Source organism: Raoultella sp. (assembly GCF_039594335.1).
Lineage (GTDB): Bacteria > Pseudomonadota > Gammaproteobacteria > Enterobacterales > Enterobacteriaceae > Klebsiella.
The window spans coordinates 12,810-37,860 of sequence record NZ_JBCNNS010000019.1; the positions used below are offsets into that span (position 1 = coordinate 12,810).

At 54.3% G+C, this 25,051-nt stretch carries 28 protein-coding genes; 16 read left to right on the top strand and 12 right to left on the bottom strand.

Annotation, left to right across the window (positions count from 1 at the left end):
• Nucleotides 1-12: 12 nt before the first annotated feature.
• Nucleotides 13-1,191 (bottom strand): formate-dependent phosphoribosylglycinamide formyltransferase, encoded by a 1,179-nt coding sequence (gene purT / locus ACZAHD_RS05080; protein ID WP_462455808.1) that lies wholly within the window; start codon nucleotides 1,189-1,191, stop codon nucleotides 13-15.
• A gap of 135 nt (nucleotides 1,192-1,326) precedes the next feature.
• Between purT and ACZAHD_RS05085 the strand changes: the two genes are divergently transcribed.
• From ACZAHD_RS05085 to ptrB, 3 genes are all read left to right on the top strand, one after another.
• Nucleotides 1,327-1,755: a YebG family protein gene (locus ACZAHD_RS05085; protein ID WP_462455809.1), complete on the top strand. Its 429-nt coding sequence runs from the start codon at nucleotides 1,327-1,329 to the stop codon at nucleotides 1,753-1,755.
• A gap of 97 nt (nucleotides 1,756-1,852) precedes the next feature.
• Nucleotides 1,853-2,539, top strand: a complete 687-nt coding sequence (locus ACZAHD_RS05090) for a tellurite resistance TerB family protein (RefSeq protein ID WP_462455810.1) — start codon at nucleotides 1,853-1,855, stop codon at nucleotides 2,537-2,539.
• Nucleotides 2,540-2,656: 117 nt separating this feature from the next.
• The gene (ptrB, locus tag ACZAHD_RS05095; protein WP_462455811.1) at nucleotides 2,657-4,717 is read left to right on the top strand and encodes an oligopeptidase B; all 2,061 of its coding nucleotides are present in this window, start codon (nucleotides 2,657-2,659) and stop codon (nucleotides 4,715-4,717) included.
• 5 nt (nucleotides 4,718-4,722) lie between these two features.
• Here the strand turns inward: ptrB and exoX are convergent, their stop codons facing one another.
• Both exoX and ACZAHD_RS05105 read right to left on the bottom strand, forming a co-directional pair.
• Complete coding sequence (gene exoX / locus ACZAHD_RS05100; RefSeq protein ID WP_462455812.1) at nucleotides 4,723-5,382, bottom strand: exodeoxyribonuclease X; 660 nt, start codon at nucleotides 5,380-5,382, stop codon at nucleotides 4,723-4,725.
• Between the two features lie 78 nt (nucleotides 5,383-5,460).
• Entirely contained in the window at nucleotides 5,461-5,691 is a 231-nt protein-coding gene (locus tag ACZAHD_RS05105) for a DNA polymerase III subunit theta (RefSeq protein WP_004863978.1), read from the bottom strand.
• A gap of 126 nt (nucleotides 5,692-5,817) precedes the next feature.
• Between ACZAHD_RS05105 and yobA the strand changes: the two genes are divergently transcribed.
• From yobA to ACZAHD_RS05120, 3 genes are read left to right on the top strand one after another with little or no spacing between them, the layout of a single operon-like run.
• Nucleotides 5,818-6,192 (top strand): CopC domain-containing protein YobA, encoded by a 375-nt coding sequence (yobA, locus tag ACZAHD_RS05110; RefSeq protein WP_462455813.1) that lies wholly within the window; start codon nucleotides 5,818-5,820, stop codon nucleotides 6,190-6,192.
• 3 nt (nucleotides 6,193-6,195) lie between these two features.
• The gene (gene copD, locus ACZAHD_RS05115; protein ID WP_462455814.1) at nucleotides 6,196-7,065 is read left to right on the top strand and encodes a copper homeostasis membrane protein CopD; all 870 of its coding nucleotides are present in this window, start codon (nucleotides 6,196-6,198) and stop codon (nucleotides 7,063-7,065) included.
• A gap of 13 nt (nucleotides 7,066-7,078) precedes the next feature.
• The gene (locus ACZAHD_RS05120; RefSeq protein ID WP_462455839.1) at nucleotides 7,079-7,420 is read left to right on the top strand and encodes a YebY family protein; all 342 of its coding nucleotides are present in this window, start codon (nucleotides 7,079-7,081) and stop codon (nucleotides 7,418-7,420) included.
• Between the two features lie 567 nt (nucleotides 7,421-7,987).
• Here the strand turns inward: ACZAHD_RS05120 and ACZAHD_RS05125 are convergent.
• Together ACZAHD_RS05125 and ACZAHD_RS05130 are read right to left on the bottom strand one after the other, a co-directional pair.
• Nucleotides 7,988-8,131 (bottom strand): Ecr family regulatory small membrane protein, encoded by a 144-nt coding sequence (locus ACZAHD_RS05125; RefSeq protein ID WP_462455815.1) that lies wholly within the window; start codon nucleotides 8,129-8,131, stop codon nucleotides 7,988-7,990.
• Between the two features lie 120 nt (nucleotides 8,132-8,251).
• The gene (locus tag ACZAHD_RS05130; RefSeq protein ID WP_462455840.1) at nucleotides 8,252-9,223 is read right to left on the bottom strand and encodes a VirK/YbjX family protein; all 972 of its coding nucleotides are present in this window, start codon (nucleotides 9,221-9,223) and stop codon (nucleotides 8,252-8,254) included.
• Between the two features lie 142 nt (nucleotides 9,224-9,365).
• Between ACZAHD_RS05130 and pphA the strand changes: the two genes are divergently transcribed.
• Nucleotides 9,366-10,010 carry a protein-serine/threonine phosphatase gene (pphA, locus tag ACZAHD_RS05135; protein WP_462455816.1) on the top strand — a complete coding sequence of 215 codons (645 nt, stop codon included), beginning with the start codon at nucleotides 9,366-9,368 and terminating at the stop codon, nucleotides 10,008-10,010.
• 5 nt (nucleotides 10,011-10,015) lie between these two features.
• Here the strand turns inward: pphA and ACZAHD_RS05140 are convergent, their stop codons facing one another.
• From ACZAHD_RS05140 to yebS, 5 genes are all read right to left on the bottom strand, one after another.
• Nucleotides 10,016-10,207, bottom strand: coding sequence for a YdfD/YebW family protein (locus ACZAHD_RS05140; protein WP_032686984.1), 192 nt, complete (start codon nucleotides 10,205-10,207; stop codon nucleotides 10,016-10,018).
• Nucleotides 10,208-10,298: 91 nt separating this feature from the next.
• On the bottom strand, nucleotides 10,299-10,538 hold the full coding sequence (locus ACZAHD_RS05145) for a YebV family protein (protein ID WP_462455817.1): 240 nt from the start codon (nucleotides 10,536-10,538) through the stop codon (nucleotides 10,299-10,301).
• Between the two features lie 114 nt (nucleotides 10,539-10,652).
• Nucleotides 10,653-12,086, bottom strand: coding sequence for a 16S rRNA (cytosine(1407)-C(5))-methyltransferase RsmF (gene rsmF, locus ACZAHD_RS05150; RefSeq protein WP_462455818.1), 1,434 nt, complete (start codon nucleotides 12,084-12,086; stop codon nucleotides 10,653-10,655).
• Nucleotides 12,087-12,160: 74 nt separating this feature from the next.
• On the bottom strand, nucleotides 12,161-14,794 hold the full coding sequence (locus tag ACZAHD_RS05155; protein WP_462455819.1) for a PqiB family protein: 2,634 nt from the start codon (nucleotides 14,792-14,794) through the stop codon (nucleotides 12,161-12,163).
• Entirely contained in the window at nucleotides 14,763-16,046 is a 1,284-nt protein-coding gene (gene yebS, locus ACZAHD_RS05160) for a membrane integrity lipid transport subunit YebS (RefSeq protein ID WP_462455820.1), read from the bottom strand. Before yebS ends, ACZAHD_RS05155 begins: the two co-directional genes overlap by 32 nt.
• Nucleotides 16,047-16,178: 132 nt before the next feature.
• Between yebS and ACZAHD_RS05165 the strand changes: the two genes are divergently transcribed.
• The 4 genes from ACZAHD_RS05165 (at nucleotide 16,179) to htpX (ending at nucleotide 20,637) form a co-directional block, all read left to right on the top strand.
• Nucleotides 16,179-16,676, top strand: coding sequence for a GAF domain-containing protein (locus ACZAHD_RS05165; protein WP_462455821.1), 498 nt, complete (start codon nucleotides 16,179-16,181; stop codon nucleotides 16,674-16,676).
• A 97-nt stretch (nucleotides 16,677-16,773) separates the two neighbouring features.
• On the top strand, nucleotides 16,774-17,451 hold the full coding sequence (gene proQ, locus ACZAHD_RS05170) for an RNA chaperone ProQ (RefSeq protein ID WP_462455822.1): 678 nt from the start codon (nucleotides 16,774-16,776) through the stop codon (nucleotides 17,449-17,451).
• 19 nt (nucleotides 17,452-17,470) lie between these two features.
• The gene (gene prc, locus ACZAHD_RS05175; RefSeq protein WP_462455823.1) at nucleotides 17,471-19,519 is read left to right on the top strand and encodes a carboxy terminal-processing peptidase; all 2,049 of its coding nucleotides are present in this window, start codon (nucleotides 17,471-17,473) and stop codon (nucleotides 19,517-19,519) included.
• Between the two features lie 236 nt (nucleotides 19,520-19,755).
• Nucleotides 19,756-20,637 carry a protease HtpX gene (gene htpX / locus ACZAHD_RS05180; RefSeq protein WP_004863936.1) on the top strand — a complete coding sequence of 294 codons (882 nt, stop codon included), beginning with the start codon at nucleotides 19,756-19,758 and terminating at the stop codon, nucleotides 20,635-20,637.
• Between the two features lie 77 nt (nucleotides 20,638-20,714).
• Here the strand turns inward: htpX and ACZAHD_RS05185 are convergent, their stop codons facing one another.
• Nucleotides 20,715-22,088, bottom strand: a complete 1,374-nt coding sequence (locus tag ACZAHD_RS05185) for an MFS transporter (RefSeq protein WP_462455824.1) — start codon at nucleotides 22,086-22,088, stop codon at nucleotides 20,715-20,717.
• A gap of 177 nt (nucleotides 22,089-22,265) precedes the next feature.
• On the opposite strand from ACZAHD_RS05185, the gene kdgR reads away from it, so the two are divergent.
• Nucleotides 22,266-23,057, top strand: a complete 792-nt coding sequence (gene kdgR, locus ACZAHD_RS05190; protein ID WP_462455825.1) for a DNA-binding transcriptional regulator KdgR — start codon at nucleotides 22,266-22,268, stop codon at nucleotides 23,055-23,057.
• Nucleotides 23,058-23,122: 65 nt separating this feature from the next.
• Here the strand turns inward: kdgR and ACZAHD_RS05195 are convergent, their stop codons facing one another.
• Nucleotides 23,123-23,362: a YobH family protein gene (locus tag ACZAHD_RS05195; RefSeq protein WP_462455826.1), complete on the bottom strand. Its 240-nt coding sequence runs from the start codon at nucleotides 23,360-23,362 to the stop codon at nucleotides 23,123-23,125.
• 159 nt (nucleotides 23,363-23,521) lie between these two features.
• Between ACZAHD_RS05195 and mgrB the strand changes: the two genes are divergently transcribed.
• The 4 genes from mgrB to cspE all read left to right on the top strand — a co-directional run bounded on the left by mgrB (nucleotide 23,522) and on the right by cspE (nucleotide 25,027).
• Nucleotides 23,522-23,665 (top strand): PhoP/PhoQ regulatory lipoprotein MgrB, encoded by a 144-nt coding sequence (gene mgrB, locus ACZAHD_RS05200; protein ID WP_462455827.1) that lies wholly within the window; start codon nucleotides 23,522-23,524, stop codon nucleotides 23,663-23,665.
• A gap of 74 nt (nucleotides 23,666-23,739) precedes the next feature.
• The gene (locus ACZAHD_RS05205; protein ID WP_462455828.1) at nucleotides 23,740-24,024 is read left to right on the top strand and encodes a YebO family protein; all 285 of its coding nucleotides are present in this window, start codon (nucleotides 23,740-23,742) and stop codon (nucleotides 24,022-24,024) included.
• A 636-nt stretch (nucleotides 24,025-24,660) separates the two neighbouring features.
• Complete coding sequence (locus ACZAHD_RS05210) at nucleotides 24,661-24,777, top strand: DUF2627 domain-containing protein (RefSeq protein ID WP_049267871.1); 117 nt, start codon at nucleotides 24,661-24,663, stop codon at nucleotides 24,775-24,777.
• Between the two features lie 40 nt (nucleotides 24,778-24,817).
• The gene (gene cspE, locus ACZAHD_RS05215; RefSeq protein ID WP_001062678.1) at nucleotides 24,818-25,027 is read left to right on the top strand and encodes a transcription antiterminator/RNA stability regulator CspE; all 210 of its coding nucleotides are present in this window, start codon (nucleotides 24,818-24,820) and stop codon (nucleotides 25,025-25,027) included.
• The last annotated feature ends 24 nt before the right edge of the window (nucleotides 25,028-25,051 follow it).

Sequence of the window (25,051 nt, forward strand, 5' to 3'; positions counted from 1 at the left end):
CAACCGGGTTTTTTATCCCTGAACCAGCACGGCTGACGCAGCGGCTTTCGCGCGCGCCACCGCCTCCTCGACGCTATCGGCGACGGCCAGTGTGACGCCCAGTCGACGAGAACCGTCAATATCCGGTTTACCGAACAGGCGTAGCTGCAGTCCCGCCCCTACCGCGCCCTGAAGATTGCTAAAGGTGACGTTCTGGCTGGTGAGCTGCGGCAGAATGACCGCGGAGGCTGCCGGACCATACTGGCGGATCGCGCCAACCGGCAGACCGAGAAAAGCGCGAACGTGCAGGGCAAATTCTGAGAGATCCTGGGAAATCAGCGTCACCATCCCGGTGTCGTGTGGGCGAGGGGAGACTTCACTGAAAATCACGTCATCGCCGCAGACGAACAGCTCCACACCAAACAGACCGTAGCCGCCGAGCGCCAGCACGACTTTGCTGGCAATCTCCTGTGCACGGGCCAACGCCTGCTCGCTCATCTGCTGCGGCTGCCAGGATTCGCGGTAATCACCATCCTCCTGACGATGGCCGACCGGCGCACAGAAATGGACGCCGTCGACCGCACTGACGGTAAGCAGGGTAATTTCAAAGTCGAAATTCACCACCCCCTCAACGATAACCCGACCGGCGCCAGCACGACCGCCTTGTTGCGCGTAGCGCCAGGCCTCAGCCGACTGGTCAGAGTGACGAATAAAGCTCTGGCCTTTACCAGAAGAGCTCATGACCGGCTTCACAATGCACGGAAGCCCAATCTCCGCGACGGCCTCGCGGAAGGTCGCTTCGCTGTCGGCAAACCGGTACGCCGAGGTGGGGAGCAGCAACTCCTCCGCGGCCAGACGGCGAATCCCTTCGCGATTCATGGTCAGTTTCGCCGCGCGGGCGGTAGGGACGACTTTCTGCCCGGCCCGCTCCAGCTCCACCAGCATATCCGTGGCAATAGCTTCAATTTCCGGCACGATAAAGTCGGGTTTTTCTTGCGCAATCAGTGCGCGCAGCGTTTCACCGTGCAGCATGTTGATGACGTGCGAACGGTGCGCTACCTGCATTGCTGGCGCATCGGGGTAGCGGTCGACCGCGATGGTTTCAATACCCAGCCGCTGGCACTCAATAGCGACTTCTTTACCCAGTTCGCCGGAACCTAACAACATCACTCGCGTCGCTGCCGGACGCAGCGCTGTGCCTAATAACGTCATGACTCTTTTCCACAGTAAAAAAACATGCGTCGCATTATAAACGAAAACGTTTGCGTCTGTCTTTATGACTGTTGGTTGAGTCCCGGGTGAAAATTTGCTATACTGTATAAAAATACAGTATAAAGGGGCTGCACAATGGCGGTTGAAATTAAATATGTGGTGATCCGCGAAGGTGAGGAAAAGATGTCGTTTACCAGCAAAAAAGAGGCCGATGCTTACGACAAAATGCTCGATCTTGCCGAGGTCCTCAACGACTGGCTGGTAGAGTGCCCGCTGACATTAGATGAAACCCAGCGCGATGAAATGGCAATGTGGCTGGCGGAACGCAAAGAGACATTGCACCACATTCTGAGGTCAGGAAAACTCCCGGAAGCGGAAGCGGAAGCGGAAGCGGAAGCGGAAGCGGAAGCGGAAGCGGAAGCGGAAGCGGAAGAAGATACGAGCGGCCAGGTTTCCCTGGATGAGAGCTCCGCGGCTGAAACCTCAGAGGCTCTGGCGGAGGGGGCGAGCGAGCCGCCCGCGGCAACCGTGCTCGCAAAATCGCGCAAGCCGAAGGCCGCCTGAGTCCGGCCGAATTTGCGCATCTTTAGCTGCACATAACATTTCCTGACATCTCGTCGTTTAGGCTGATGACATCGCGTAATCAGTAACGAGGGAAATCATGGCTAACTGGCTTAATCAACTCCAGTCCCTGCTGGGCCAACAGGGACCATCTTCCTCATCAGGCGAGCGGCAGGATGGTAAAAGCTTTCTCCTGCCCGGCGCGCTGGGCGGCCTGGCAGGGTTGCTGGTGGCCAGTAAGTTATCGCGCAAGCTACTGGCCAAATATGGCACCAGCGCACTGCTGGTTGGCGGCGGTGCGCTGGCGGGAAGCGTACTGTGGAATAAGTATCAGCAGAAAATGCGGGAAAATTCCCCGGCACAATCTGTCTTTTCCCCTGCGCAACCCGACAGGGCGTCAACCTCGCCAGCCTCCGGGCTTGATGCGCGCAGTGAACGGCTCATTCTGGCGCTGGTGTTTGCCGCTAAAAGCGATGGGCACATCGATGACAGCGAACGGGCACATATCGAAGAGCAGCTACGCGCCGCTGATATTGCCGTACAGGGGCGCGTATTGATCGATCGTGCCCTGGCGCAGCCGCTTGACCCGCAGCGCCTGGCGCAGAGCATCGACAACGAGCAAGAGGCGCTGGAAATCTATTACATCAGCTGTGCGGCGATCGATATCGACCATTTTATGGAGCGGAGCTATCTCAACGCCCTTGGTGAGGCTTTAGGCCTCCCGCCGGAAGTGCGCGCCGACATCGAACAGGATATCCAGGCACAAAAACAGGCGCTTTCTACCTAAATCAGCAGGTTTTGCTTGCAACGTGGGCCACTTTTGCCACCCTTATATACACGCCATCCTTCAAGCCGCTTCTTGAATGATTTTGTGTATGAAATACAGGATGCAGAAGACCAAAAGATGCCACCAAAAGCAAAACGAATCCCTCACGCCATGATCCTTCATGGCGATACCCGTATCGATAATTACTTCTGGCTGCGCGACGACGAGCGTTCGCGGCCTGAAGTGCTTGATTATCTTCGTGAAGAAAATGCGTACGGACAGCAGGTCATGTCCACTCAACGTAACCTGCAGGAGCGGGTACTAAAAGAGATTATTGACCGTATCCCGCCGCGCGAAGTCTCCGCACCCTACAGCAAAAATGGCTACCGCTATCGTCAGGTATATGAGCCGGGCTGTGAATACGCTATCTATCAGCGTCAGTCGGTGCTGAAAGAGGCGTGGGATGAATGGGACGTGCTGCTCGATAGCAACCAGCGCGCGGCGCAGAGCGAATTCTATACTCTCGGTGGACTGGGCATTTCGCCGGATAACACGATTATGGCGCTGGCAGAGGATTATCTCTCCCGAAGGCAGTATGGCCTGCGCTTGTGCAATCTGCAAAATGGCGAATGGTATCCTGAAGTACTGGAAAACGTTTCGCCGGAATTTGCCTGGAGCAATGATTCGCAAACGTTGTGGTATGTCCGTAAGCATCCGACGACGCTACTGCCTTATCAGGTCTGGCGGCATACCGTGGGCACGTCGCCGTTTTCCGATGTGCTGGTCTATGAGGAGAAGGATGAAACCTTCTACGTCAGCCTCCATACGACCACCTCCCGGCAATTCGCCGTGATCTATCTTGCCAGCGCGACAACCAGTGAAGTGCGGTTACTGAATACCGAGATGCCGGATGCGGAACCGGTATGTTTCCTGCCGCGACGTAAAGATCATGAGTACAGTCTCGATCACTACCAGCATGCCTTTTATCTTCGTTCCAACCGCGAGGGGAAAAACTTCGGTCTCTATCGTACCCATGAGCGCGACGAGCAGCTGTGGGAGACGCTGATCGCGCCGCGCCAGGATGTGATGCTCGAGGGATTCGCCCTGTTTACCGACTGGTTGGTGGTCGAGGAGCGCCAGCGCGGGTTAACCAGCCTGCGCCAGATTAACCGCAAGACCCGGGAAGCGGTTGGGATCGCCTTTGATGATCCGGCCTACGTGACCTGGCTTGCCTATAATCCGGAACCGGAAACTTCGCGCTTGCGCTACGGATACTCATCCATGACCACGCCGGATACGCTCTTTGAGCTGGATATGGATACCGGTGAGCGGCGGGTACTGAAACAGCAGGAAGTGAAAGGGTTTGATGCCAGTCATTATCGCAGCGAACATCTGTGGATTGAGGCCCGTGATGGCGTGGCGGTCCCTGTTTCGTTGGTCTATCAGCGTGAGCATTTCCGCAAGGGCATCAGCCCACTGCTGGTCTATGCCTACGGGTCGTACGGCGCCAGTGAAGATGCTGATTTCAGCGCCAGCCGGTTGAGCCTGCTCGATCGTGGTTTTGTGTTTGCGATTGCCCACGTTCGCGGTGGCGGTGAATTAGGGCAGCAGTGGTACGAAGACGGCAAGTTCCTGTGTAAGAAAAATACCTTTAACGATTATCTCGATGTCTGCGATGCGCTGCTGGCGCAGGGGTATGGCAACCCTCGCCTGTGCTATGGCATGGGCGGCAGCGCGGGCGGTATGTTAATGGGCGTCGCCATCAATGAGCGGCCAGAGCTGTTTCACGGCGTGGTGGCTCAGGTTCCGTTTGTGGATGTCCTCACCACGATGCTGGACGAGTCTATTCCGCTGACGACCGGGGAGTTTGAAGAGTGGGGAAATCCACAGGACGAAGAGTACTATCGCTACATGAAGAGCTACAGCCCTTACGATGGCGTCACGGCGCAGGCCTATCCCCATCTGCTGGTTACCACTGGCCTGCACGATTCCCAGGTGCAATATTGGGAACCGGCAAAATGGGTGGCGAAGCTGCGCGAACTGAAAACGGACGATAACCTGCTACTGCTTTGCACCGATATGGATTCAGGGCACGGAGGGAAGTCGGGGCGCTTTAAAAGCTATGAAGGGGTGGCGCTGGAGTTCGCCTTTCTGATTGGCCTGGCGCAGGGGACATTACCCGGCCAGGCGGACGTTTAGCGTCGCTACTCCCCGAGATAGTGCTTGAGCGTCAAGCGCAGCTCGGGGCTCATCCGATCCAGGTTATTGAACAGCCAGCGTAAATAGCCCGGGTCGTTTTCTGCTATTTCGGCCACCGCCCTGCCGCGATATTTACCGAAGGTAAAGGTGGTCAACAGCGACGGACGACCGGTAATGGTCGCCATCTCCTTAGGTTGCCAGCCGGAAACATTCATAATATCGAGAAGCAGCGCGGCGGTGATATAGCAGTCGTACAGCGCGCGGTGGTGATGCAGCCCCGCGGGCGTTGCGACGCTCAGTTTACGTGATTTATACAGTCCCATATTGCTGTATTTAATGCCTGGCCACAGGCGACGGGCCAGCTTCATGGTGCAGATCCACTCTCCGTGCATTTCCGGTAACACCCGGCGGTCGAAGCTGGCGTTGTGGGCGACATACCACCGGCTGCCGATGTAATGCGGCAGAATTTCTTCAATCCACGGTTTGTCGGCGACCATCTCTTCGGTGATACGGTGAATCGCCATGGCCTGAGGGCTGATAGGTCGGTCGGGACGAACCAGATGACTCATCGGATTGGTTATCTGACCATCGACAATATCAACAGAGGCAATTTCAACAATGCCTCCCTGCAGTCCGCAAGTTTCCGTATCGATTACGCGTAGCATGGCTCACTCCGGCCCAAAGAAACCAGCGTAATGGAATGCGCTGCGCTTGCCAACCGGGACGTCCGTAGGAGACGGGAATTATTTCGCTTTGGGTTCATAAGGCAGGCGCGACAGCGAAACAGACGCCAGACGATGGGCGATCAGGCGTTCACGGAACCAGTCACGCAGGTGTGACGGTTGCTCCCGCTCAACTAAATCGGCGACAACAGGCATGTTGTAACGCTCTTTAAAGGCGACACCGGCCGCGGCAAGGTCGACGTTCACTTTATCCATCTCGTCCTGCGAAATTTTGGCCAGATTCTTTTCCATTTAGTTTCTCCTTCATGATGCCGAAAAACGCGCGGGCGCGACGTCAGACCGGGACGCAGCGCTCGACTACGCTATTATACAGGGTTATTCTCTGTGCTACATACATAACGAAAAGGAATGACGATTATGCGTACCATCGCCGGGCGCGCGCTGCGTGCCTCTGCTTTTTTCGCCGGTTTCCTGGCCAGCGCCGCAGCCTTTGCTCATGCGCATCTTCAACAGCAAACGCCTGCCGCAGATTCCACGGTCGCCGCTTCTCCTGCATCACTGACCCTGAGATTTTCTGAAGGTATCGAAACGGCCTTTAGCGCAGTGACCGTGACCGGCCCGCAGCAGAACGCCGTTGCGACCGGAAAGCTTGCGCGCAGCGACAGCGATAAAGCCCAACTGATTGTTCCGCTGACGCAGCCGCTGTCTGCGGGGGAGTATACCGTTGACTGGCACGTGGTCTCCGTTGATGGCCATAAAACCAAAGGGCAATACCACTTTACCGTGAAATAACTCATGCTCGCGGGAATCTATATCGGTCTGCGCTTCATCCACTTTCTCTCGCTGATGATGGCGTTTGGCTGCGTGCTGTATGGCGCGTGGTGGGCGCCGTTGACGTTGCGGCGTTTGCTGATGCAGCGCTTCTTCCCGCTACTGCGGCATCTTTTGCTGCTCAGCGCGGTTTCTGCGCTGCTGATGCTGATGGTACAAGGCGGCCTGATGGGGAACGGTTGGGGGGACCTCTGGCAACCTGCGATCTGGCAAGCCGTTGCTGGTACCCGCTTTGGCAGCGTCTGGGTCTGGCAGATTGTTCTGGCGTGGATTGCGCTGGCGATCGCGTGGCTTAAACCGCGTCATCCGGCGCGTTTGCTGTTGGTGCTGCTGTGTGCGCAGATCTTGCTGATGGCGGGCGTGGGCCATGCGGCAATGAGCGAGGGTGTGCGGGGTGTGGTGCAGCGGACTAACCACGCTGTGCATCTGCTCTGCGTCGCCGGTTGGTTCGGCGGGTTGCTGCCGTTCATCTACTGCCTGCGCCTGGCGCTCGGGCGCTGGCGTCAAGCCGCTATCGGCGCCATGATGCGCTTTTCTCGCTACGGGCATCTGGCGGTCGCGGGTGCGATTGCCAGCGGTGTGGTGAATGCGTTGCTGATCCAGGGCGGATTATTCCGTGATTCACTCTGGGGAGAGATGTTATTGATCAAATGTGCCCTGGCCGCAGGGATGGTAGCAATTGCGCTGGTGAACAGGTATGTTCTGGTGCCACGTATGTCGGTGAACGGAACGCGAGCGGAGCAGCTTATTTTGCGCACCACACAGGTTGAAATGGCACTCGGAATATTGGCGCTGCTGGCTGTCAGCCTGTTTGCAACCTGGGAACCTTACTGAATTAACTGGCTAAATCATGAAAAAAACTCTTTTAACTATGTTGTTACTGGCAAGCTCTGGCGTTGCGCTGGCAGCACCGCAGATTATCACTGTTAGCCGCTTCGAAGTGGGAAAAGATAATTGGGCGTTCAATCGCGAGGAGGTGATGTTGACCTGCCGCCCGGGGAATGCGCTGTATGTCATTAACCCCAGCACGCTGGTGCAGTATCCGTTGAATGACGTTGCTGAGCAGCAGGTGAAAGCGGGTAAAACCAGCGCTCAGCCGATTTCTGTGATCCAGGTTGACGATCCGCAACATCCGGGACAAAAAATGAGCCTCGCGCCATTTATTGAGCGCGCGCAGAAGCTTTGCTGATACCCGAGCGTATCTTACTGTATTAACATATAAAAAAACCGCCGGCATTCCTCTCAGGAAGCGGCGGTTTTTTGTTGGCGTTGGCCATTTAGACAGGAATTATTCGACCACTTTTGTTGCGGACTGGAAAACCTGACGCGGTAAACTATTCTTATAAGGCAAGGCGACTTAGCCTGCATTAATGCCAACTTTTAGCGCACGGCTCTCTCCCAAGAGCCATTTCCCTGGACCGAATACAGGAATCGTGTTCGGTCTCTTTTTATCTGAAGCTTATCAACTTGTTGCATAACAAGACCGCACATCATCCTTCGTTTCGCGTTACGGCCTTTTCACCTTATACCACAACAAAAAACGCCTTCACATTCTCTTTACAGAAAATCTGAGCACGATGGCGGGTCTGCGGAAGAGCGATGGCGCGCTGCGCTTTCGCAAACAAGGTCATTATCGGAGCGGGATCTTCATGTACTGAAGATACGCCGGCATATGATTTTATTGCGAACTATTTGACTGCTCGTTGACAGCAAATGAAAGGCGGTTCTGAAGAAGGCGGAGTAATAAAGAAAAGCATTATTCAGGTGTAACGAATGACGGATATAGCAGAGATTCAAGGATGGAGACCAGGGTCCAAATCTCACCGCTAAAAATAAACCAAAGCGCACTGACCAGAATTATTATCACGATAGCCAGAAGGGCAATTTCACTTTTACTCATAACTTCAATGGCTGCCAGAAGGAAAACGATGAAGGTATGATAGTAACGAAACCACAGGATAAGATGCAAACGCCGTGATTTAAAAACGGCGTTTGTTTGATATGAACAGGTGTTAGTCCGTCAGAGTTGGGGAGTCAGCTGCGCGACCTGCGCGGTCAGTTCGTCCAGCAGCTGGAAGCGGCGGCGATATTCCGCACGCTTTTTACTGGCGATGTCGTCCAGCGATTTTCTTGCCATCTGGAGCGGCAGGCGCCAGCGCCAGGTGCCATCGGCTACGCCATCAATAGACTGCCAGAACTCATCATAGCTGGCGTGGAAATGGCGCCCCTTGCTGAGACGATAGCGCAGCGCGCGGAAAACGTGACCGTTATCGCTTACGCCATAAATGGCCTGAATGTGACTTCTTGCGGCCAGCGCCCAGATAAATTCGAGCAGCAGGCGTTTAGGAAACAGACCATAGCAGGCGCGGGTGGCGAGTTTGATGACTTCGTGCGGCACATCGCGTCGCGGCCCCTGCAGTCCGCCGATAACCAGCTGCCATTGCTCCTGCTGGCGCACGACGCTGAACGTGGCGCTGGCCAGCAGCGTCTGGTTGCCGTCGTGCAGCCACAATGTGGTTTCGCCTTCGCGCTCGGCTTTACCTGCGGAGGAGGCCGAGAGAGTGAAGCGGGCCTCATCTTTGCCCTGCAATTCCAGCAGGGTCGTCTCGTTGGCGGCGGTCATCGCGGCAGCCAGCTTCGCGCCTGACAGTGAGTCGATGAACTGATAGTGGCTGATAATCGCCTGGGCGCGCTGGCTGGCGTTTAACCCACGTCTCAGATACTGGCGGTGAACTTTACCCGGCAGGGTGACCTGTGCGGCAAGTAACTGATTAAAGTCAGGACGCCCGGAAAGATTATCCAGCATCGCGCGCGTTGGCGTATAAAATAAGGCCGTACGCAATAAAAATTTAAGCCGGTAATTACGCTTTTGCCAAATCGGAGCGGGAATAAGTCTGCCCATCACCAGATCGGCAATAAGATGGGTGCGTGGCTGTTGTGCGAAGGCGGAGTGCAGGCTATTGTCCGTCACGATAAAATACCTCGTTGTTATTTAGCTTTATTTTAAGGGCTCAGTGAGGTGAGATTAATATCCTGGCGGACTATATTTCTGTTTCGTTTATATTTGATTGAGGTGGGGATCTTCGGGAGAGCCGGGGAGCGAATTAACTATAATTGCATCAGGAGGACAAAATATGTATCAACGCATCGATGGTTCGGCCTGGCGCAATATCTGGCTGATTGGCGATCTGCACGGCTGCTTTGCCTTATTGATGAGCCAGTTGCGGCATATAAAATTCGACCCTTACCAGGATCTTCTCGTTTCCGTGGGCGATTTGATCGATCGCGGGCCGCAAAGCGCGAAATGTCTCGCGCTTCTCGACTGCCGCTGGTTCTGTGCGGTGCGCGGTAATCATGAACAGATGGCGCTGGATGCGCAGGAGAGCGGGGTGCAGACGCTATGGGCCATGAACGGAGGCCACTGGTATCAGGAGAGCACGCGCAGCGAACGGCGACACATTGACGAACATCTCAGGAGCTGTCGCCAGCTGCCGCTGATCGTGGAACTTAGCGCCGGATCGCAGCGTCATATTGTGGCCCACGCCGATTACCCGGCGGCGACCTATCGTTGGCAGCAGCCGGTCGACGAACAACAGGTGCTCTGGAGCCGGCAGCGCCTGATGGACCATCTTGCTGGCCGGCATGGTGCGATAGGCGGAGCGGACCACTTCTGGTTTGGCCACACGCCGTTGAAGCAACGTTATGATAGCGACAATCAACATTATGTTGATACGGGGGCGGTATTCGGTGGTGCGCTGACCCTGGTACAGCTGCAATAAACGGCTCAAAAGTCGCTGTATTCGCTGGCAGGCTGCCAGAAGCCATCAATAAAATCCTCAACCGGAAAACAACCGCCCTGACGTATCCGCTGATCGTCCATCGCGACAAGGCACCGTCGCTCGTTATCGTAAACGTCGACGACAATATCTTCGCAACCACCATCCAGGTAACAAATAAACAAAACTAAGGCGAACATCCTGGCCTCATGTTTGGGTTTGTTATCAGTATAGGGTAGCTCATAAACGGGGGAATAAATAACCCGTCTCAGGCGACGGGTTCTTTTTGAATCAGGCAACGCGCATGATCCAGGCATCGGTTTGTTGATCGTAGTGCTTACGGTAGAGGACTGAATGTTGACCATCAAGAATGGCAGGGACGCTGGTTTCCGCATCCCAGCCATCCAACTGCATGCAGAGGTCCGGATCGGATTTGCAAGGAATGCTTAACGTTCGCTCTCCCTGCTGTTCACCGTACAACTCGGCGTCGTCTATCTCAAACGCACCGATTCGAATACTGGTTTTACTCATAAATTCACCCCATTGGTCTGCTGATTTGTGGTACGACCAGTTAGGCCGTCATTTTTCAGCGTAGACAACGGGGGACAAACCGCCAGTAAAACAATGCGGTTTTTTTGCACTCGCTCACGCCTTACCGGCAAAAAGTTTACCGTCGCGAACCAGCTCTCGCGGGTAGCTATTTTTCAAACGGGAGCCAACTTTTTTCGCCAGGCCCAGAGTCGCCCCCAGGAACGTGACGATGACTTCATCCCGCTGCGGCGGTGTTTCAGGGTAGATGTCGCGGCCGCGATACCACTCTTCTGCTTCATTCTGCGTCAGTTCAAAAGGGGCATCCGACGCGGCGAGCGCAATGACCGCTTCGTGCTGCCAGCGATAGCCTTTGCTATGGGTTTCCGCCAGCCGAATGCCAATCCGCGAAAAACGGACCTGGCCAATTAATGGTTCCAGTGCTTTAGGGAACAGCCAAATCTCTTTATCACGCTGCCAGAGCGTATGACTGTCATCCCAGTGCAGCCCGACGGCGAGGGCTGCGGCGGAAATCGCAGCGGCTTCACGGCCTTTAAGCGGTGAGAAAGGAAATTTTCCGACTTTGTAACCCGGCGCCGGTAATGCTGCGATCGCCGCGGTTTTCTTGAGGCGGGCAACGAAAAAGCCTTCGCAGTCAAAAATCTGCGGAAAGACGTGGAGAAACCCCTCTGGGGTTAAGGCATCCGCAGCCAGCGGGAACAACGTGCCGAGCGGTAGCACTTCGACCGCCTGCGGATAGCGGGCCAGCAACCACTGCACGACATCCTGGTTCTCTTCCCGGTTCAAGGTGCAGGTTGAGTAGACCAGCGTGCCGCCGGGACGCAGTGCGTGAAATGCGCTGTCGATGAGTTCCCGCTGGGTTCCGGCGATCTGCTGATTACTCTCCGGCGACCAGTTTTTCAACGCATCGGGGTCTTTGCGTACCACCCCCTCTCCGGAGCAGGGGGCATCCAGCAGGATGGCGTCAAAGCACTCCGGTAGCGCGGCGCCAAACACCCGGCCATCGAAGTGGGTCAAGGCAACGTTGCTGATGCCGCAGCGGCTGATATTGGCATGCAGCACTTTAACCCGGCTGGCGGAAAACTCATTGGCGAGGATCCCGCCCTCATTTCCCATGCGTGCGGCGATCTGCGTGGTTTTGGAACCCGGTGCGGCGGCCACATCCATGACCCGCTGCGGCATGTCGCCATCGGCAAACAGCGCTGCAACTGGCAGCATAGAGCTGGCTTCCTGGATATAAAAAAGGCCGCTCAGATGCTCGGCGGTGCTGCCCAGCGGCAGGGCGTCCTCGTCATCGCGTTCGATCCAAAAGCCCTCTTCGCACCAGGGGATTGGCGTCAGTTGCCAGCCATAGGGCGCCACACGCTGCAGAAAGTCGGCGACGGAGATTTTCAGCGTGTTCACGCGAAGGCTGCGGCGTAACGGGCGCTGACAGGCAGCGATAAACGCATCGAAAGAGAGATGCGTTGGCATCGCGTCACGCATTTGAGCGAGGAATTGGTCAGGAAAATAGACTGCGTTTTGAGCCACTGGTGCGCACCACAAGAAAAAAGGGTGCGCAGTTTATCATAAACGCTCCGGCGGAGGACACCGGAGCGTTTTGCTTACTGTGGCAGGGCTGTGCCCCATTCACGCCACTCTTTTGGTTCGCTTTCCAGCAGCAGGAAGTGTTTACCATCCTGCGCCTTTGGCGCCAGCGGCGTGCCCGGCGGGGTGGCGAAGGAGATGCCGCCACGAATGAACTGGTTAAAGGTCCCGGTTTTCACGACGCCACCAATCAGGCCAAAGTCGAGGTTATAGCCGGAAGAGAGCCAGAAGACCGAATTGTTACGCACCAGATACTGATAGCGTTTGCTGATACGCAATTTGACCATCACGCGATCCGACATCGAGCCCAGCGTCAGGCCAGTGACCGTACCGACTTCCAGTCCGCGGAACAGTACCGGCGTCCCAATATCCAGCGAACCGGCTTCCGGCACTTCAACCACGATGCTCAGGCCGTCAATGTAGCGGGAGTCGCTAATGGTCGTTTCCTGAATTTCGAAATCACGGCGCGGCGTGCCGCGGCCAGGTTCAACATTGATATAGGGCTGGAAAATGGTATCGAGGTGTTCGACGCCCGCCGCAGAAATCTGCGGGGTGATTACCGAGAAGCGGGTCCCGTTGCGGGCGAAGGTATCGACGTACTCCGGGTAGAGCACGGCTTTTGCCTGCACTTCGTTTTTCGCGGTAATCAAATTCAGCGACTGGATCTGGCCGATATTAATGCCCAGATAGCGAATCGGCATCCCTGCAGAAATTTTCCCGGCATCAAAGGCATGCAGCGTAATCTGGCCACCTACCGCCCGCGCGGCGGTTTCAGACGCATAGAGAATGCGTTTGTTGCCAATTCGCGCGCCAGCGCTGCTGCCGCTGAGATCGTCAAAGCTAATCGCGCCTTTCAAGGCCCGTGACAGCGGTGATGCCTGCACCGTCAGACCATTGCCATCGAGCTGGACTTTGGCGCCCCCCTCGGCCCAGAAGACGCTATTGTTGGTCAACAGATAGCGATATTCCGGCTTAATATGCAGATCGATATCAAATGCATTGCGGCGGGGTTTAACCGAAATGATCTCGCCGACGGCAAACTTACGATACAGCACCACCGAGCCTTCCTGAACATCCGGCAGAGTTTCTGCCGTCAGGCTCAGGGTGGTGGTGGGGACTTCGCTAAGGCTGTTTTCTTCCGCCTTTTCCATATTGGCATACAGCGGATAGCTGGCCTGCATTGCCCCTTTCTCGCCAGGAATGATGCGAATACCGCCTTCGACCCACTCGCTGGCGCTGGCGCCCAGCACTTTGATGCCATCAAAACCCACTTTTACGTCAAGGCGGCTGTTAACGACAAATTTGCTGTCGCCGCGCACCAGGTCGCGATACTCAGGGCTAATGGCCACCTGGAACGTGACGCCTTTAGCCGTCAGCTTGCGCTCCAGAACCTGGCCCACTTTCACGCCGTGCAGTGCCAGCGGCTGCCCGGCATCAATACCATAGCTCTCCGCTGCCGTGAGCGTGAGCGTCGCCACATCTGGTTCATCAAGCAGGGATTTGTCAGCCGGAAGCACCACAAAGTGATTCCGTGTCTCCCCCTCTCCGGGCACCAGTTCGAACGTATTACCGGTCAGTAGGGCGCTGAGGCTGGGGTTATCCAGTGAGATTTTTGGCTTTTTCATCTGGATAAGCGTCTTCTCTCTGAGCAGGGTGACAACGCTTGGGTCAACCGTCATCTCCCCGGTCACTTTACTGCCGGGGGTGAGGTTAAGTTTGGTCAACTGTCCGACTTCCAGTCCCTGATACATGAGCGGGGTGGAGCCGGCTTTCAGTCCTTCGCCGTCAGGCAGTTCCAGGGTGATCAGAACCCCACGCTGGCTATGAGCCAAATCTTCATACAGACTAAATTCCGCGTTTTGTTGCGCGGCCTGAGAATCGGCAGGAGAGTCAAACGCAATGGCGCCATTAACCAGCGCGGACAGGCTTTCCAGCTGGACCTTCGCACCGCTGAGGCTGACATCGGCCTTAACGCCTGACACATTCCAGAAACGGCTGCCTTTTTTCACCAGATTCGTAAAGCGGCGTTCGATCAGCACATCAATAGTGACGCCCTGATTGTTCTCATTGAGCGCAAAATCGTAAACCCGGCCCACCGGAATTTTGCGGAAGTAGACCTGCGATCCGGTGGTGAGCGAACCGAGATCCGGCGCCTGCAGATGAATCATCAGTTCGCCGTTATTAATATGGTATTTCGGCTGGGTATCGAGGGCGACGAAATGATCCTGCGGCTCGCCTTTGCCCGGCATCATACCGATATAGTTACCACCAACCAGCGCATCGAGTCCGGATACCCCGGCCAGCGAGGCTTTCGGAGTCACCAGCCAGAACTGGGTATCATTGCGCAGAGCGTCTTTCATATCGCCTTTCACGCTGGCAGAGACTTCAATTTTGCTCAGGTCTTTGCTCAGCGAGATAGTCTCGACGGTGCCTACCTCGACCCCTTGATAGCGGATAGGCGTGCGCCCCGGGACAATTCCGTTGGCCGACTGGAAGTCGATGGTGATGGTCGTGCCGCGATCGTTATAGCTGGTCCAGATCAGCCAGCAGGCGATCAACAGAGCGATTACCGGCAGCAGCCAGAATGGCGAGATGCGACGTTTGGTTTTAATTCTGGCCTCAGTCGGTGAAGCGGGCGTTTCCTGACTCATGTGCGTCCCAAAGTAAGCGGCTGTCCAGCCATTCAACAGTAAGGATAGTTAATATTACCGCGGCGCCGAAATATACCGCAGCAGGCCCCATCGTGAAAGCGAGGAGTTGGTCGCGATTAATCAGTGACATGGTTAATGAGATAACAAAAAGATCCAACATGGACCAACGGCCGATCCAGGTAATCAGCCGCAGCAGGATGATGCGGGTACGCAACCCCTGTTCGCACTTGAATTGTATGCTCACTAACAGCGTAAACAACACAATAACTTTAGTAAATGGCACCAGAATACTGGCGATAAACACGACGCCGGCAATCGCCACATTGCTATTGGCCAACGACATAATCCCCGACAGAATCGTATCATCCTGACGCGCGCCGTTGACGTAAATAATGGAGATCGGTAGCAGGTTCGCGGGCAGCAGGAATACCACCGAAGCAATCAGCCCGGCCCAACTTCGCTGCAGGCTTTGCGGCCGACGATGGTGGAGCGGCGTATGGCAGCGTTGGCAGCGTCCGCGGGCATCGCGAAAGCCGGTGTAATGACAGCCGAGGCAAACCTGCAGCGCCGGGTCGGCCCGAAACGCGGGGCGCTGGGGATAAAATCGCTCCCACAACTCTTCGACGTTCATATGGATGAGCGTCAGAATGCTGAGCAGGGTGAGCGAGATAAAGGCCACAAGCCCGACGCCCGGTTGCAGGAAAGCGTAATCCTGCACTTTGATGGAGGCCACGCCGATACCTACCAGATAGATATCCAGCATCACCCACTCTTTGAGTTTTTCCAGCATCAGCAGCACCGGGCGTAAATTCATGCCCAGAACGTTCCCCAGCCAGAGATAGGCGATAGAGATGACCAACAGCGCCGGCGCGCCAATCGCACAAAACAGCACCATCGCGGCAGTGAGCGGATCGCCCTGACCGGTCATTTGCCAGATCCCCTGGATCACGTTTGCATCGATACGTACGCCGAGCAGATGCAGGCGCAACAACGGTTCGCTCCAGGCAAAGGGCATCAGGAGCATCATGGTAATAGCCATACTCCCCAGCCGCGACAGAGACCAGTCGCGGCCATCACGCACTTTTGCATTGCAGCGGGGGCACCAGGCGCTTTGATGACGCTTCAGCACCGGCAAACGAAAAAGAACGTCACACTGCGGACAGCGGTGATAATGTGCCTGGGGCAGCGGACTGCTGACCGCATGCACAACCATCTTTTTTGCCGGTATTATCGGTTGTGTTTTTAGTGGCATTTATTACGTACAGGTATCAATGTATCTCACTATATTAACCCAGGAATGAATTCATCTTGAGCCTGAACGCATTTAATGCTTATTTTATTAGGCAATGCGTGTTTCGCAGCAAGACAACTAAGTGACCAGATAATGAACAAAACAGATTTTTACGCGGATTTGAACCGTGATTTTCAGGCTTTAATGGCAGGTGAAACCAGTTTTCTGGCGATGATCTCTAATACCAGCGCACTGTTGTTTGAGCGCCTGACCGAGGTTAACTGGGCGGGCTTCTATTTGCTCGAAGGGGAAACGCTGGTTTTAGGACCATTCCAGGGCAAGCTGGCCTGCGTACGGATTCCGGTTGGGCGGGGCGTTTGCGGCGCGGCCGTTGCGCAAAATCGCGTTCAGCGGATTGAAGATGTTCATGCCTTCGATGGACATATCGCATGTGATGCCGCCAGCAATTCGGAAATCGTCTTTCCGCTGCGGGTGAACAATCAGATTATTGGCGTTCTGGATATCGACAGCACGGCCTTTTCCCGCTTCACTGCTGAGGATGAACAGGGGCTGGCTGAACTGGTTGTACATCTGGAAAAACTCATTTCTGCGACTGACTATCAAAAAATATTCGCCCACGTCGCAGGATAATCAACGGATAACGTAGCATTTAGCGATGGCGTCATTATAATGACGCCTGTTCATGCCTGCGGCTTGTTGGCTACGTCCGTTGTAATCAGGAAATTTCATGGAAAATCAACCTAAGTTGAATAGCAGTAAAGAAGTTATCGCGTTTCTGGCCGAACGTTTCCCTCAGTGCTTCAGCGCTGAAGGTGAAGCTCGCCCCCTGAAAGTCGGTATTTTTCAGGATCTCGTGGAGCGTGTTGGGGGGGAGATGAATCTCAGCAAAACCCAACTTCGTGCCGCTTTACGTCTTTATACTTCGAGCTGGCGCTATCTGTACGGTGTTAAGCCAGGCGCAGTCCGCGTTGACCTTGACGGCAACCCGTGCGGCGAACTGGAAGAGCAACATGTTGCTCACGCTCGTCAGCAGCTCGAAGAAGCAAAAGCTCGCGTTCAGGCGCAGCGCGCAAACCAGCAGGCTAAAAAACGCGAAGCCGCCGCTGCTGCGGGTCAACAGGAAGACGGCGCTCGTCGTGAGCGTAAGCCACGTCCTCAGGTTCGTCGCAAAGAAGGCACCGAACAGCGTAAGCCGCGTCCAGCCGTGGCGAAAGCAGCACCGCGTGAAGAGCGTCATACCCCTGTATCAGATCTGACCGCGTTAAGCGTTGGCCAGGCGCTGAAGGTAAAAGCGGGTAACAATGCTATGGACGCCACCGTACTGGAAATCACCAAAGATGGCGTTCGTGTACAGCTGACTTCTGGTATGTCAATGATTGTACGCGCAGAACACCTGGTGTTCTGAAACGGAGGCCGGGCCAGGCATGAACACATTCTTTAAGCTCACCGCGTTTGCGGGTCTGCTAGCAATAGCAGGCCATGCGTTCGCCGTGGACGATATCACTCGAGTCGACCAAATCCCCGTGCTGAAAGAAGAGCCGCAGCACGCGACGGTGAGCGAGCGCGTAACCTCGCGCTTTACCCGTTCGCACTATCGGCAATTTGATCTCGACGACGCTTTCTCGGCAAAAATTTTCGACCGCTATCTGAATCTGCTGGACTACAGCCACAACGTGCTTTTAGCCAGTGATGTTGCTCAGTTCTCGGTGAAGAAGAATCAAATCGGCGATGAGCTGCGTACGGGAAAGCTGGCCGTTTTTTACGACCTGTATAACCTGGCGCAGAAGCGTCGTTTTGAGCGCTATGAGTATGCATTGAAGGTGCTGGAACGTCCGATGGACTTTACCGGCAACGACAACTTCAACCTTGACCGCAGCAAAGCACCCTGGCCGAAAGACAAAGCCGAGCTCAACGCGCTGTGGGATGCCAAGGTTAAGTTTGACCAGCTGAGCCTGAAGCTCGCTGGCAAAAATGACAAAGAAATTCGCGATACCTTAACGCGTCGCTACAAATTCGCTATTCGTCGTCTGGCGCAGTCAAACAGCGAAGATGTGTTCTCGCTGGCGATGACCGCTTTCGCTCGCGAGATTGACCCCCACACCAACTATCTGTCCCCGCGCAATACCGAACAGTTCAATACGGAAATGAGCCTGTCGTTAGAGGGCATCGGCGCGGTACTGCAGATGGATGACGACTATACGGTCATCAATTCGCTGGTAGCCGGTGGTCCGGCGGCGAAGAGCAAATCGATCGCCGTCGGCGATCGTATTGTCGGCGTCGGCCAGTCGGGTAAAGGCATGGTTGACGTCATCGGCTGGCGTCTGGATGACGTCGTCGCGCTGATTAAAGGGCCGAAGGGCAGCAAGGTGCGTCTCGAAGTTCTGCCTGCCGGTAAGGGCGCCAAAACCCGAATCGTCACGCTGACCCGAGAACGCATTCGTCTTGAAGACCGCGCGGTGAAGATGTCGGTGAAAACTGTCGGCAAAGAGAAAGTCGGTGTGTTGGATATCCCAGGCTTCTACGTTGGTCTGACCGATGACGTCAAGGTGCAGCTCCAAAAGCTGGAGAAACAAAACGTCAGCAGCATTGTTATCGATCTGCGCAGCAATGGCGGTGGGGCGCTGACCGAAGCCGTTTCGCTTTCTGGCCTGTTTATCCCGTCCGGCCCGGTGGTTCAGGTCCGTGACAACAATGGCAAAGTGCGTGAAGACAGCGATACCGATGGCGTGGTGTACTATAAAGGCCCGCTGGTGGTGTTGGTCGATCGTTTCAGCGCTTCGGCTTCAGAAATCTTCGCTGCCGCCATGCAGGACTACGGTCGCGGGTTAATTGTTGGTGAGCCGACCTTTGGTAAAGGCACCGTTCAGCAGTATCGCTCGCTGAACCGGATTTACGATCAGATGCTGCGCCCTGACTGGCCGGCGCTGGGCTCCGTGCAGTACACCATTCAGAAGTTCTACCGTATCAACGGCGGCAGTACCCAACGTAAAGGCGTAACGCCGGATATCATGATGCCGACCGGTAGCGAAGATCGCGAAACCGGTGAGCAGTATGAAGACAACGCGCTGCCGTGGGATAGCGTCAATGCGGCGACCTACGTGAAATCCGGTGATTTGAAGCCGTTCGATCCGCAGTTGCTGAAGTTGCATAATGAGCGGATCGCCAAAGATCCCGAGTTCCAGTACATTATGAAGGACATCGCTCGCTATAACGCAATGAAAGATAAGCGTTATATTGTTTCTCTCAACTACGCTCAGCGTGAGAAAGAGAACGAAGAAGACGACGCGACTCGCCTGGCACGGATTAACGACCGTCTGAAGCGCGAAGGTAAGCCGCCGCTGAAGAAACTGGACGATCTGCCGAAAGACTACCAGGAACCGGATCCGTATCTTGATGAGACGGTCCATATTGCGGTAGACCTTGCGCACCTTGAGAAAGAGATGCCCGCGGTAGAACCGCAGGTCAGTAAATAAGCACCCAACGGGCACAATGATTGTGCCCGTTTTTCTTTCCGTCATCCTCCTGAGCCGCCTCTCTGATACCTACAAAACGTCAACAATTTCTGTGGATGTCAGTTCGATGTGACAAAATGTAAAGTTGTGTTTTTCTCGTGACTTAGCCGGGTCTGATCGTTGAAAATTAGCGTTCTACCCATACGATATGGGGAATCGCATAGTGCGTTTTGTTAAATCGAGGTTAAAAGAAAATTATGATGCGAATCGCGCTTTTCCTGTTGACCAACCTGGCAGTGATGGTGGTATTCGGGCTGGTATTAAGCCTGACGGGAATTCAGTCAAGCAGCATGACCGGGTTACTGATCATGGCGCTGCTTTTTGGTTTTGGTGGTTCGATCGTTTCACTGATGATGTCGAAATGGATGGCACTCAAATCCGTAGGTGGGGAAGTCATTGAGCAGCCGCGCAATGAGACAGAACGCTGGCTGATGAACACCGTCGCGCAGCAGGCGCAGCAGGCGGGTATCGGCATGCCACAGGTTGCTATTTACCACGCGCCGGATATCAACGCGTTTGCCACCGGCGCACGCCGCGATGCTTCTCTGGTAGCCGTGAGCACCGGGCTGCTGCAAAACATGAGCCGTGACGAAGCTGAGGCGGTCATCGCCCACGAAATCAGCCACATCGCCAACGGTGACATGGTCACGATGACGCTGATTCAGGGAGTAGTGAACACCTTCGTTATTTTTATCTCGCGTGTTATCGCCCAGATTGCCGCCGGCTTCCTGGGTGGAAACCGGGATGACAGTGAAAGCAGCAACGGTAACCCGCTGATTTACTTTGCCGTAGCGACCGTGCTGGAACTGGTGTTCGGTATTCTGGCCAGCATTATTACCATGTGGTTCTCGCGCTACCGTGAATTCCACGCCGATGCCGGTTCTGCCAGACTGGTTGGCCGTGAGAAAATGATTGCCGCTCTGCAGCGGCTGAAAACCAGCTACGAACCGCAGGAAGCGAGCAGTATGATGGCGTTCTGCATTAACGGTAAGGCGAAGTCAATGAGTGAACTGTTCATGACTCACCCGCCCCTGGATAAGCGTATTGAAGCGCTGCGCAGCGGCGAATACCTGAAATAACGTTGTTCCAGAGTAGATAAAAAATCCGCGGCCTTCGGGCCGCGGATTTTTTTATGCCTGAAGCCTGACGAGAGTGGCTATTGTCCCGGTCGGGGCTGAGTCACGCGAAGCCCGCTGACGGTCGCGGCAATCACTGCCAGTCCGCCAGCCAGCAACAGTGCGCTGTGGGTACCGCTATTGCCCTGCAGGTTAAGCAGCAGGGCAACCAGCGCCGCACCGGTACTTTGACCGAGCAGACGCGCGGTCCCCAGCATTCCGCTGGCGCCGCCGCTGCGATGGCTCGGGGCGGAAGAGACAATGGTATGGTTGTTCGGCGACTGGAACAGGCCAAAGCCGGCGCCGCACAGCGCCATACGCCAGATAATATCCAGATCGGCGGGCGAGGAGGGCAACAGCGCGAGGCCGAACAGGCCGCAGGCCATCACCAGCAGGCCGATTGCCCCCAGTAATCCCGCATGCACCTTCTCAATCATATAACCCGCCAGCGGTGCCATCACCATCGTAGCCAGAGGCCATGGCGTTAGCAGCAAACCGGTTTCTACTTCGCTGCGGCCCATCATCGACTGCAGGAAGAAGGGCAGAGAAACCAGCGCCAGCATTTGCGCACAGAACGAGCAAATGGAGGTGCAGATAGAAAGGGAAAACAGCGGGATGCGCAGCAGGTCAATCGGCAATAGCGGGACCGGCATCTGCAGCTGGCGGCGCACAAAGAAGAAACCGATGACCAGCATTGCGGCCACTTCCGCAAGCACGAGACGTCCCGACTGACCCTGGGCAAAACCGCCGAGAGCGGTGATCAACAGGCCAAACGTTAGCGCATTCATGATGGCGCTGGGGAGATCGAAGCGGGTGATTTTACTGCGGCCAACGTTCGCTGGCAGGTAACGCAGGGCGAGGATAAGCGAAACGATCCCGAGCGGGATATTAATAAAAAAGAGCCATTGCCAGGAGGCGACCGAGAGAATCGCTGCCGCAATGGTGGGACCGGCGGCCGATGAAATCGCTACCACGAAGGAGTTAATCCCCATTCCGCGCCCCAGAAAACGCTGCGGGAAAATCAGTCGGATCAGCGCGGTATTGACGCTCATCAGGGCGGCGCCGCCAAGGCCCTGTGCGACGCGGGCAAGCGTCAGCATCTCCAGGCTATGGGAAAGCGCGCAGGCGAGCGAAGTCAGCGTAAACAACGCAAGGCCGATTTTATAAATACGCCGATAGCCAAACATATCGCCGAGAAAAGAGAGCGGTAGAAGGGCAATCACGATGGCTATCTGGTAGGCGTTGACAATCCAGATTGACGCCGCCGGCGAGGCGTTTAAATCGGTGGCAATAGTCGGCAGAGCTACGTTGGCTATTGCGCCGTCGAGCACCGCCATGGCCAACCCTAAAACGATGGTCAATATTGCGCCATAGCGCTGTGGCAAAGGCAGGCCATCGGAAATGTTTTTATCCATGCTGAATATCGGTCTTTATGGTAATTATTCTCTGAGTAATGATTTTAGCATTGATTATTCGGCTGTATGTCGCAGATTTGTAACGAATGAGCAGAAGAATGATTGCGAGGGGCACGATGCGAATTTATAATAAAAACCGGTTCTGATTTTTATAAAACAGTTACGATGAGGTGATAAATGGCAGTTGCAGATTTGGATAAGCAGCCAGATTCTGTCTCTTCGGTATTGAAGGTTTTTGGCATTCTGCAGGCGCTTGGTGAAGAGCGTGAAATTGGCATTACCGAACTGTCCCAGCGCGTTATGATGTCAAAAAGCACTGTTTATCGCTTTTTGCAAACCATGAAATCGCTGGGCTATGTGGCGCAGGAAGGCGAATCTGAGAAATACTCGCTGACCCTCAAGCTGTTCGAACTGGGCGCGCGTGCGCTACAGAATGTCGATCTGGTCCGCAGTGCTGACATCCAGATGCGTGAGCTTTCGCGGCTGACGAAAGAGACGATCCACCTGGGGGCGCTGGATGAAGACAGCATTGTCTATATCCACAAAATCGACTCCATGTATAACCTGCGGATGTATTCACGCATTGGTCGTCGCAATCCGCTGTACAGCACCGCTATCGGTAAAGTGCTGCTGGCGTGGCGCGATCGCGCTGAAGTTGAGCAGATTCTCGAAGGCGTGGAATATAAACGTAGCACCGAGCGGACCATTACCAGTACGCAAGTGCTGCTAGACGTTCTGGATCAGGTTCGTCAGCAGGGCTTCGGTGAAGATAATGAAGAGCAGGAAGAAGGGCTGCGCTGCATTGGCGTACCGGTTTTCGACCGCTTTGGCGTGGTGATTGCGGGCCTGAGCATCTCTTTCCCGACGCTGCGTTTCTCAGAAGAGCGTCTGAGTGAATACGTGGAGATGCTGCACACGGCGGCGCGTAAGATTTCTGAACAGATGGGGTATAACAACTACCCATTCTGATCCGAATGACCATCTGGTCGGTTAAGCGACAGTGGGAATGTGCTTCCCGCTGTCACTTTTACGTATCAACCTTTGTCGATAACGATTTCGCTTTTGCGTAAAATCGGGCAGTCGGTAATACCGATAATACCGCTATCAGAATGAACATATTGTGCGGTACTGGTACCGCGGGCGGTCAGATATTTACACTGAAGGCCCAGCCCCGCAGCGTTCTCATCGCTGCCAATAAGAATGCCATAGCCGCTCAATAATATCCCAATCCATACGATAGCCAGTACTACAACGGAACGAATGATTAATCGCATTGTTGCCTCATAGTTTGCATTATCCCTGCGTTTATTTTGCCAGCTACACGAATTGAAACAAGTCTATGATTCCTAAACTTGTCTTTCGTATTACAGTTAGCCACGGTTTAAGATGTTCATGTTAACCTGGAAACATCTGACACTGATGCGGAGAATGGAGTGAAAAAAGTACGCTGGGTTTTGCTGATAGTCATCATAGTGGGTTGTTTGCTGCTGTGGACTCAGATGCTTAACGTAATGTGCGATCAAGATGTACAGTTTTTCAGCGGCATCTGCACAATCAACAAGTTTATCCCCTGGTAAGACATTTTTATGACGACCGATTTCCTTCTGCTGTGCGAGTGGTAGAATGTACGCCTTCTCTTTGAGGTGGTGAAATGAGTGAGTTACTGAATCCTGGGATGTTAAACCTGGCATCACTGGCACTGTCTGTTGTGCTGCTGCTTGTCGGTTTGTTGTTATGGTTTTTTGTTAATCGCGCAAGTTCGCGCACCAATGAGCAGATTGAACTGCTGCAGGCGTTACTGGACCAGCAAAAGCGGCAAAATGCGCTGCTGCGCCGTCTCTGTGAAGCCAATGAGCCTGAGAAAGAAGAGGTTACTAAGACTTCGGCGGGAAAGAAAGACGATGACGATTTTATCCGTCTCGTCGCCGAACGGTAACTAAATGACAGGTGTGCACCGCGTCGGTGTGCACCTGGTTCAATAAGGTGCTATAACTTTTTCTTATCCTTTTCGATCGTTTTGTTACACCTCTCCGCGCGCTGAGTGTGTTCCCGCTCCCAATTCTGGCTATTGACGTCATTGATTTTTTAGTTAATCAAAATAAATAATAACAATCTGTTTTAATTGTCTGATGAAAAAATATCGTCATTAATGCGTCATGTTCAAATTGTATTATAAATAATATTTATAACCTAACCGTGCGGTGATTTTATATCTTTACCTCCGCAGAATTTAAGCGAAATTTCAACTATAGATATGACCTTTTATACGCATCGTTATGCATATGTCCTTACCCCGGTTGCTGAAAATGTGATGTTAGAATAGCCAACTGTCTGGACGATGCGAAGTTGTTGAGCTATGGTAAAAAAGTTGCCACTATGGGGTTTGCGATATAGCGAATCCTGCGGTAGCCGCGACGGTAGCCCAGGGCGGCAAAGACGCATAAATGTGCAGGTGATCAAATGATTCCCTTATAATTTGTGCGAAGGATCGAGACACGTTTAAAAATGGCTTGCCATTATTTACGTTGTATGTGATAACACCTTTCGGGTTAAACGAGGTACAGTTCTGTTTATGTGTGGCATTTTCAGTAAAGAAGTCCTGAGTAAACACGTTGTCGTTGAATACCGCTTCTCTGCCGAACCTTATATTAGTGCCTCATGCAGTAACGTGTCAGTTTTATCTATGTAAGCGCCTGTGGGCGAAGAAAACAGTCTAAGGAATTTTGCAAATGGCAAAGATTAAAGGTCAAGTTAAGTGGTTCAACGAGTCTAAAGGTTTTGGTTTCATTACTCCGGCTGATGGTAGCAAAGACGTGTTTGTACACTTCTCCGCTATCCAGGGTAATGGTTTCAAAACTCTGGCTGAAGGCCAGAACGTTGAGTTCGAAATTCAGGACGGCCAGAAAGGTCCGGCAGCAGTTAACGTTACTGCTATCTGATTCAAGACCACTCATCTTGTAAGA

Coding starts and splice junctions, on each gene's coding strand:
- purT (WP_462455808.1), bottom strand. CDS start 1,191: ATGACGTTATTAGGCACAGCGCTGCGTCCGGCAGCGACGCGAGTGATG.
- ACZAHD_RS05085 (WP_462455809.1), top strand. CDS start 1,327: ATGGCGGTTGAAATTAAATATGTGGTGATCCGCGAAGGTGAGGAAAAG.
- ACZAHD_RS05090 (WP_462455810.1), top strand. CDS start 1,853: ATGGCTAACTGGCTTAATCAACTCCAGTCCCTGCTGGGCCAACAGGGA.
- ptrB (WP_462455811.1), top strand. CDS start 2,657: ATGCCACCAAAAGCAAAACGAATCCCTCACGCCATGATCCTTCATGGC.
- exoX (WP_462455812.1), bottom strand. CDS start 5,382: ATGCTACGCGTAATCGATACGGAAACTTGCGGACTGCAGGGAGGCATT.
- ACZAHD_RS05105 (WP_004863978.1), bottom strand. CDS start 5,691: ATGGAAAAGAATCTGGCCAAAATTTCGCAGGACGAGATGGATAAAGTG.
- yobA (WP_462455813.1), top strand. CDS start 5,818: ATGCGTACCATCGCCGGGCGCGCGCTGCGTGCCTCTGCTTTTTTCGCC.
- copD (WP_462455814.1), top strand. CDS start 6,196: ATGCTCGCGGGAATCTATATCGGTCTGCGCTTCATCCACTTTCTCTCG.
- ACZAHD_RS05125 (WP_462455815.1), bottom strand. CDS start 8,131: ATGAGTAAAAGTGAAATTGCCCTTCTGGCTATCGTGATAATAATTCTG.
- pphA (WP_462455816.1), top strand. CDS start 9,366: ATGTATCAACGCATCGATGGTTCGGCCTGGCGCAATATCTGGCTGATT.
- ACZAHD_RS05140 (WP_032686984.1), bottom strand. CDS start 10,207: ATGTTCGCCTTAGTTTTGTTTATTTGTTACCTGGATGGTGGTTGCGAA.
- ACZAHD_RS05145 (WP_462455817.1), bottom strand. CDS start 10,538: ATGAGTAAAACCAGTATTCGAATCGGTGCGTTTGAGATAGACGACGCC.
- ACZAHD_RS05155 (WP_462455819.1), bottom strand. CDS start 14,794: ATGAGTCAGGAAACGCCCGCTTCACCGACTGAGGCCAGAATTAAAACC.
- yebS (WP_462455820.1), bottom strand. CDS start 16,046: ATGCCACTAAAAACACAACCGATAATACCGGCAAAAAAGATGGTTGTG.
- ACZAHD_RS05165 (WP_462455821.1), top strand. CDS start 16,179: ATGAACAAAACAGATTTTTACGCGGATTTGAACCGTGATTTTCAGGCT.
- proQ (WP_462455822.1), top strand. CDS start 16,774: ATGGAAAATCAACCTAAGTTGAATAGCAGTAAAGAAGTTATCGCGTTT.
- prc (WP_462455823.1), top strand. CDS start 17,471: ATGAACACATTCTTTAAGCTCACCGCGTTTGCGGGTCTGCTAGCAATA.
- htpX (WP_004863936.1), top strand. CDS start 19,756: ATGATGCGAATCGCGCTTTTCCTGTTGACCAACCTGGCAGTGATGGTG.
- ACZAHD_RS05185 (WP_462455824.1), bottom strand. CDS start 22,088: ATGGATAAAAACATTTCCGATGGCCTGCCTTTGCCACAGCGCTATGGC.
- kdgR (WP_462455825.1), top strand. CDS start 22,266: ATGGCAGTTGCAGATTTGGATAAGCAGCCAGATTCTGTCTCTTCGGTA.
- ACZAHD_RS05195 (WP_462455826.1), bottom strand. CDS start 23,362: ATGCGATTAATCATTCGTTCCGTTGTAGTACTGGCTATCGTATGGATT.
- ACZAHD_RS05205 (WP_462455828.1), top strand. CDS start 23,740: ATGAGTGAGTTACTGAATCCTGGGATGTTAAACCTGGCATCACTGGCA.
- ACZAHD_RS05210 (WP_049267871.1), top strand. CDS start 24,661: ATGTGTGGCATTTTCAGTAAAGAAGTCCTGAGTAAACACGTTGTCGTT.
- cspE (WP_001062678.1), top strand. CDS start 24,818: ATGGCAAAGATTAAAGGTCAAGTTAAGTGGTTCAACGAGTCTAAAGGT.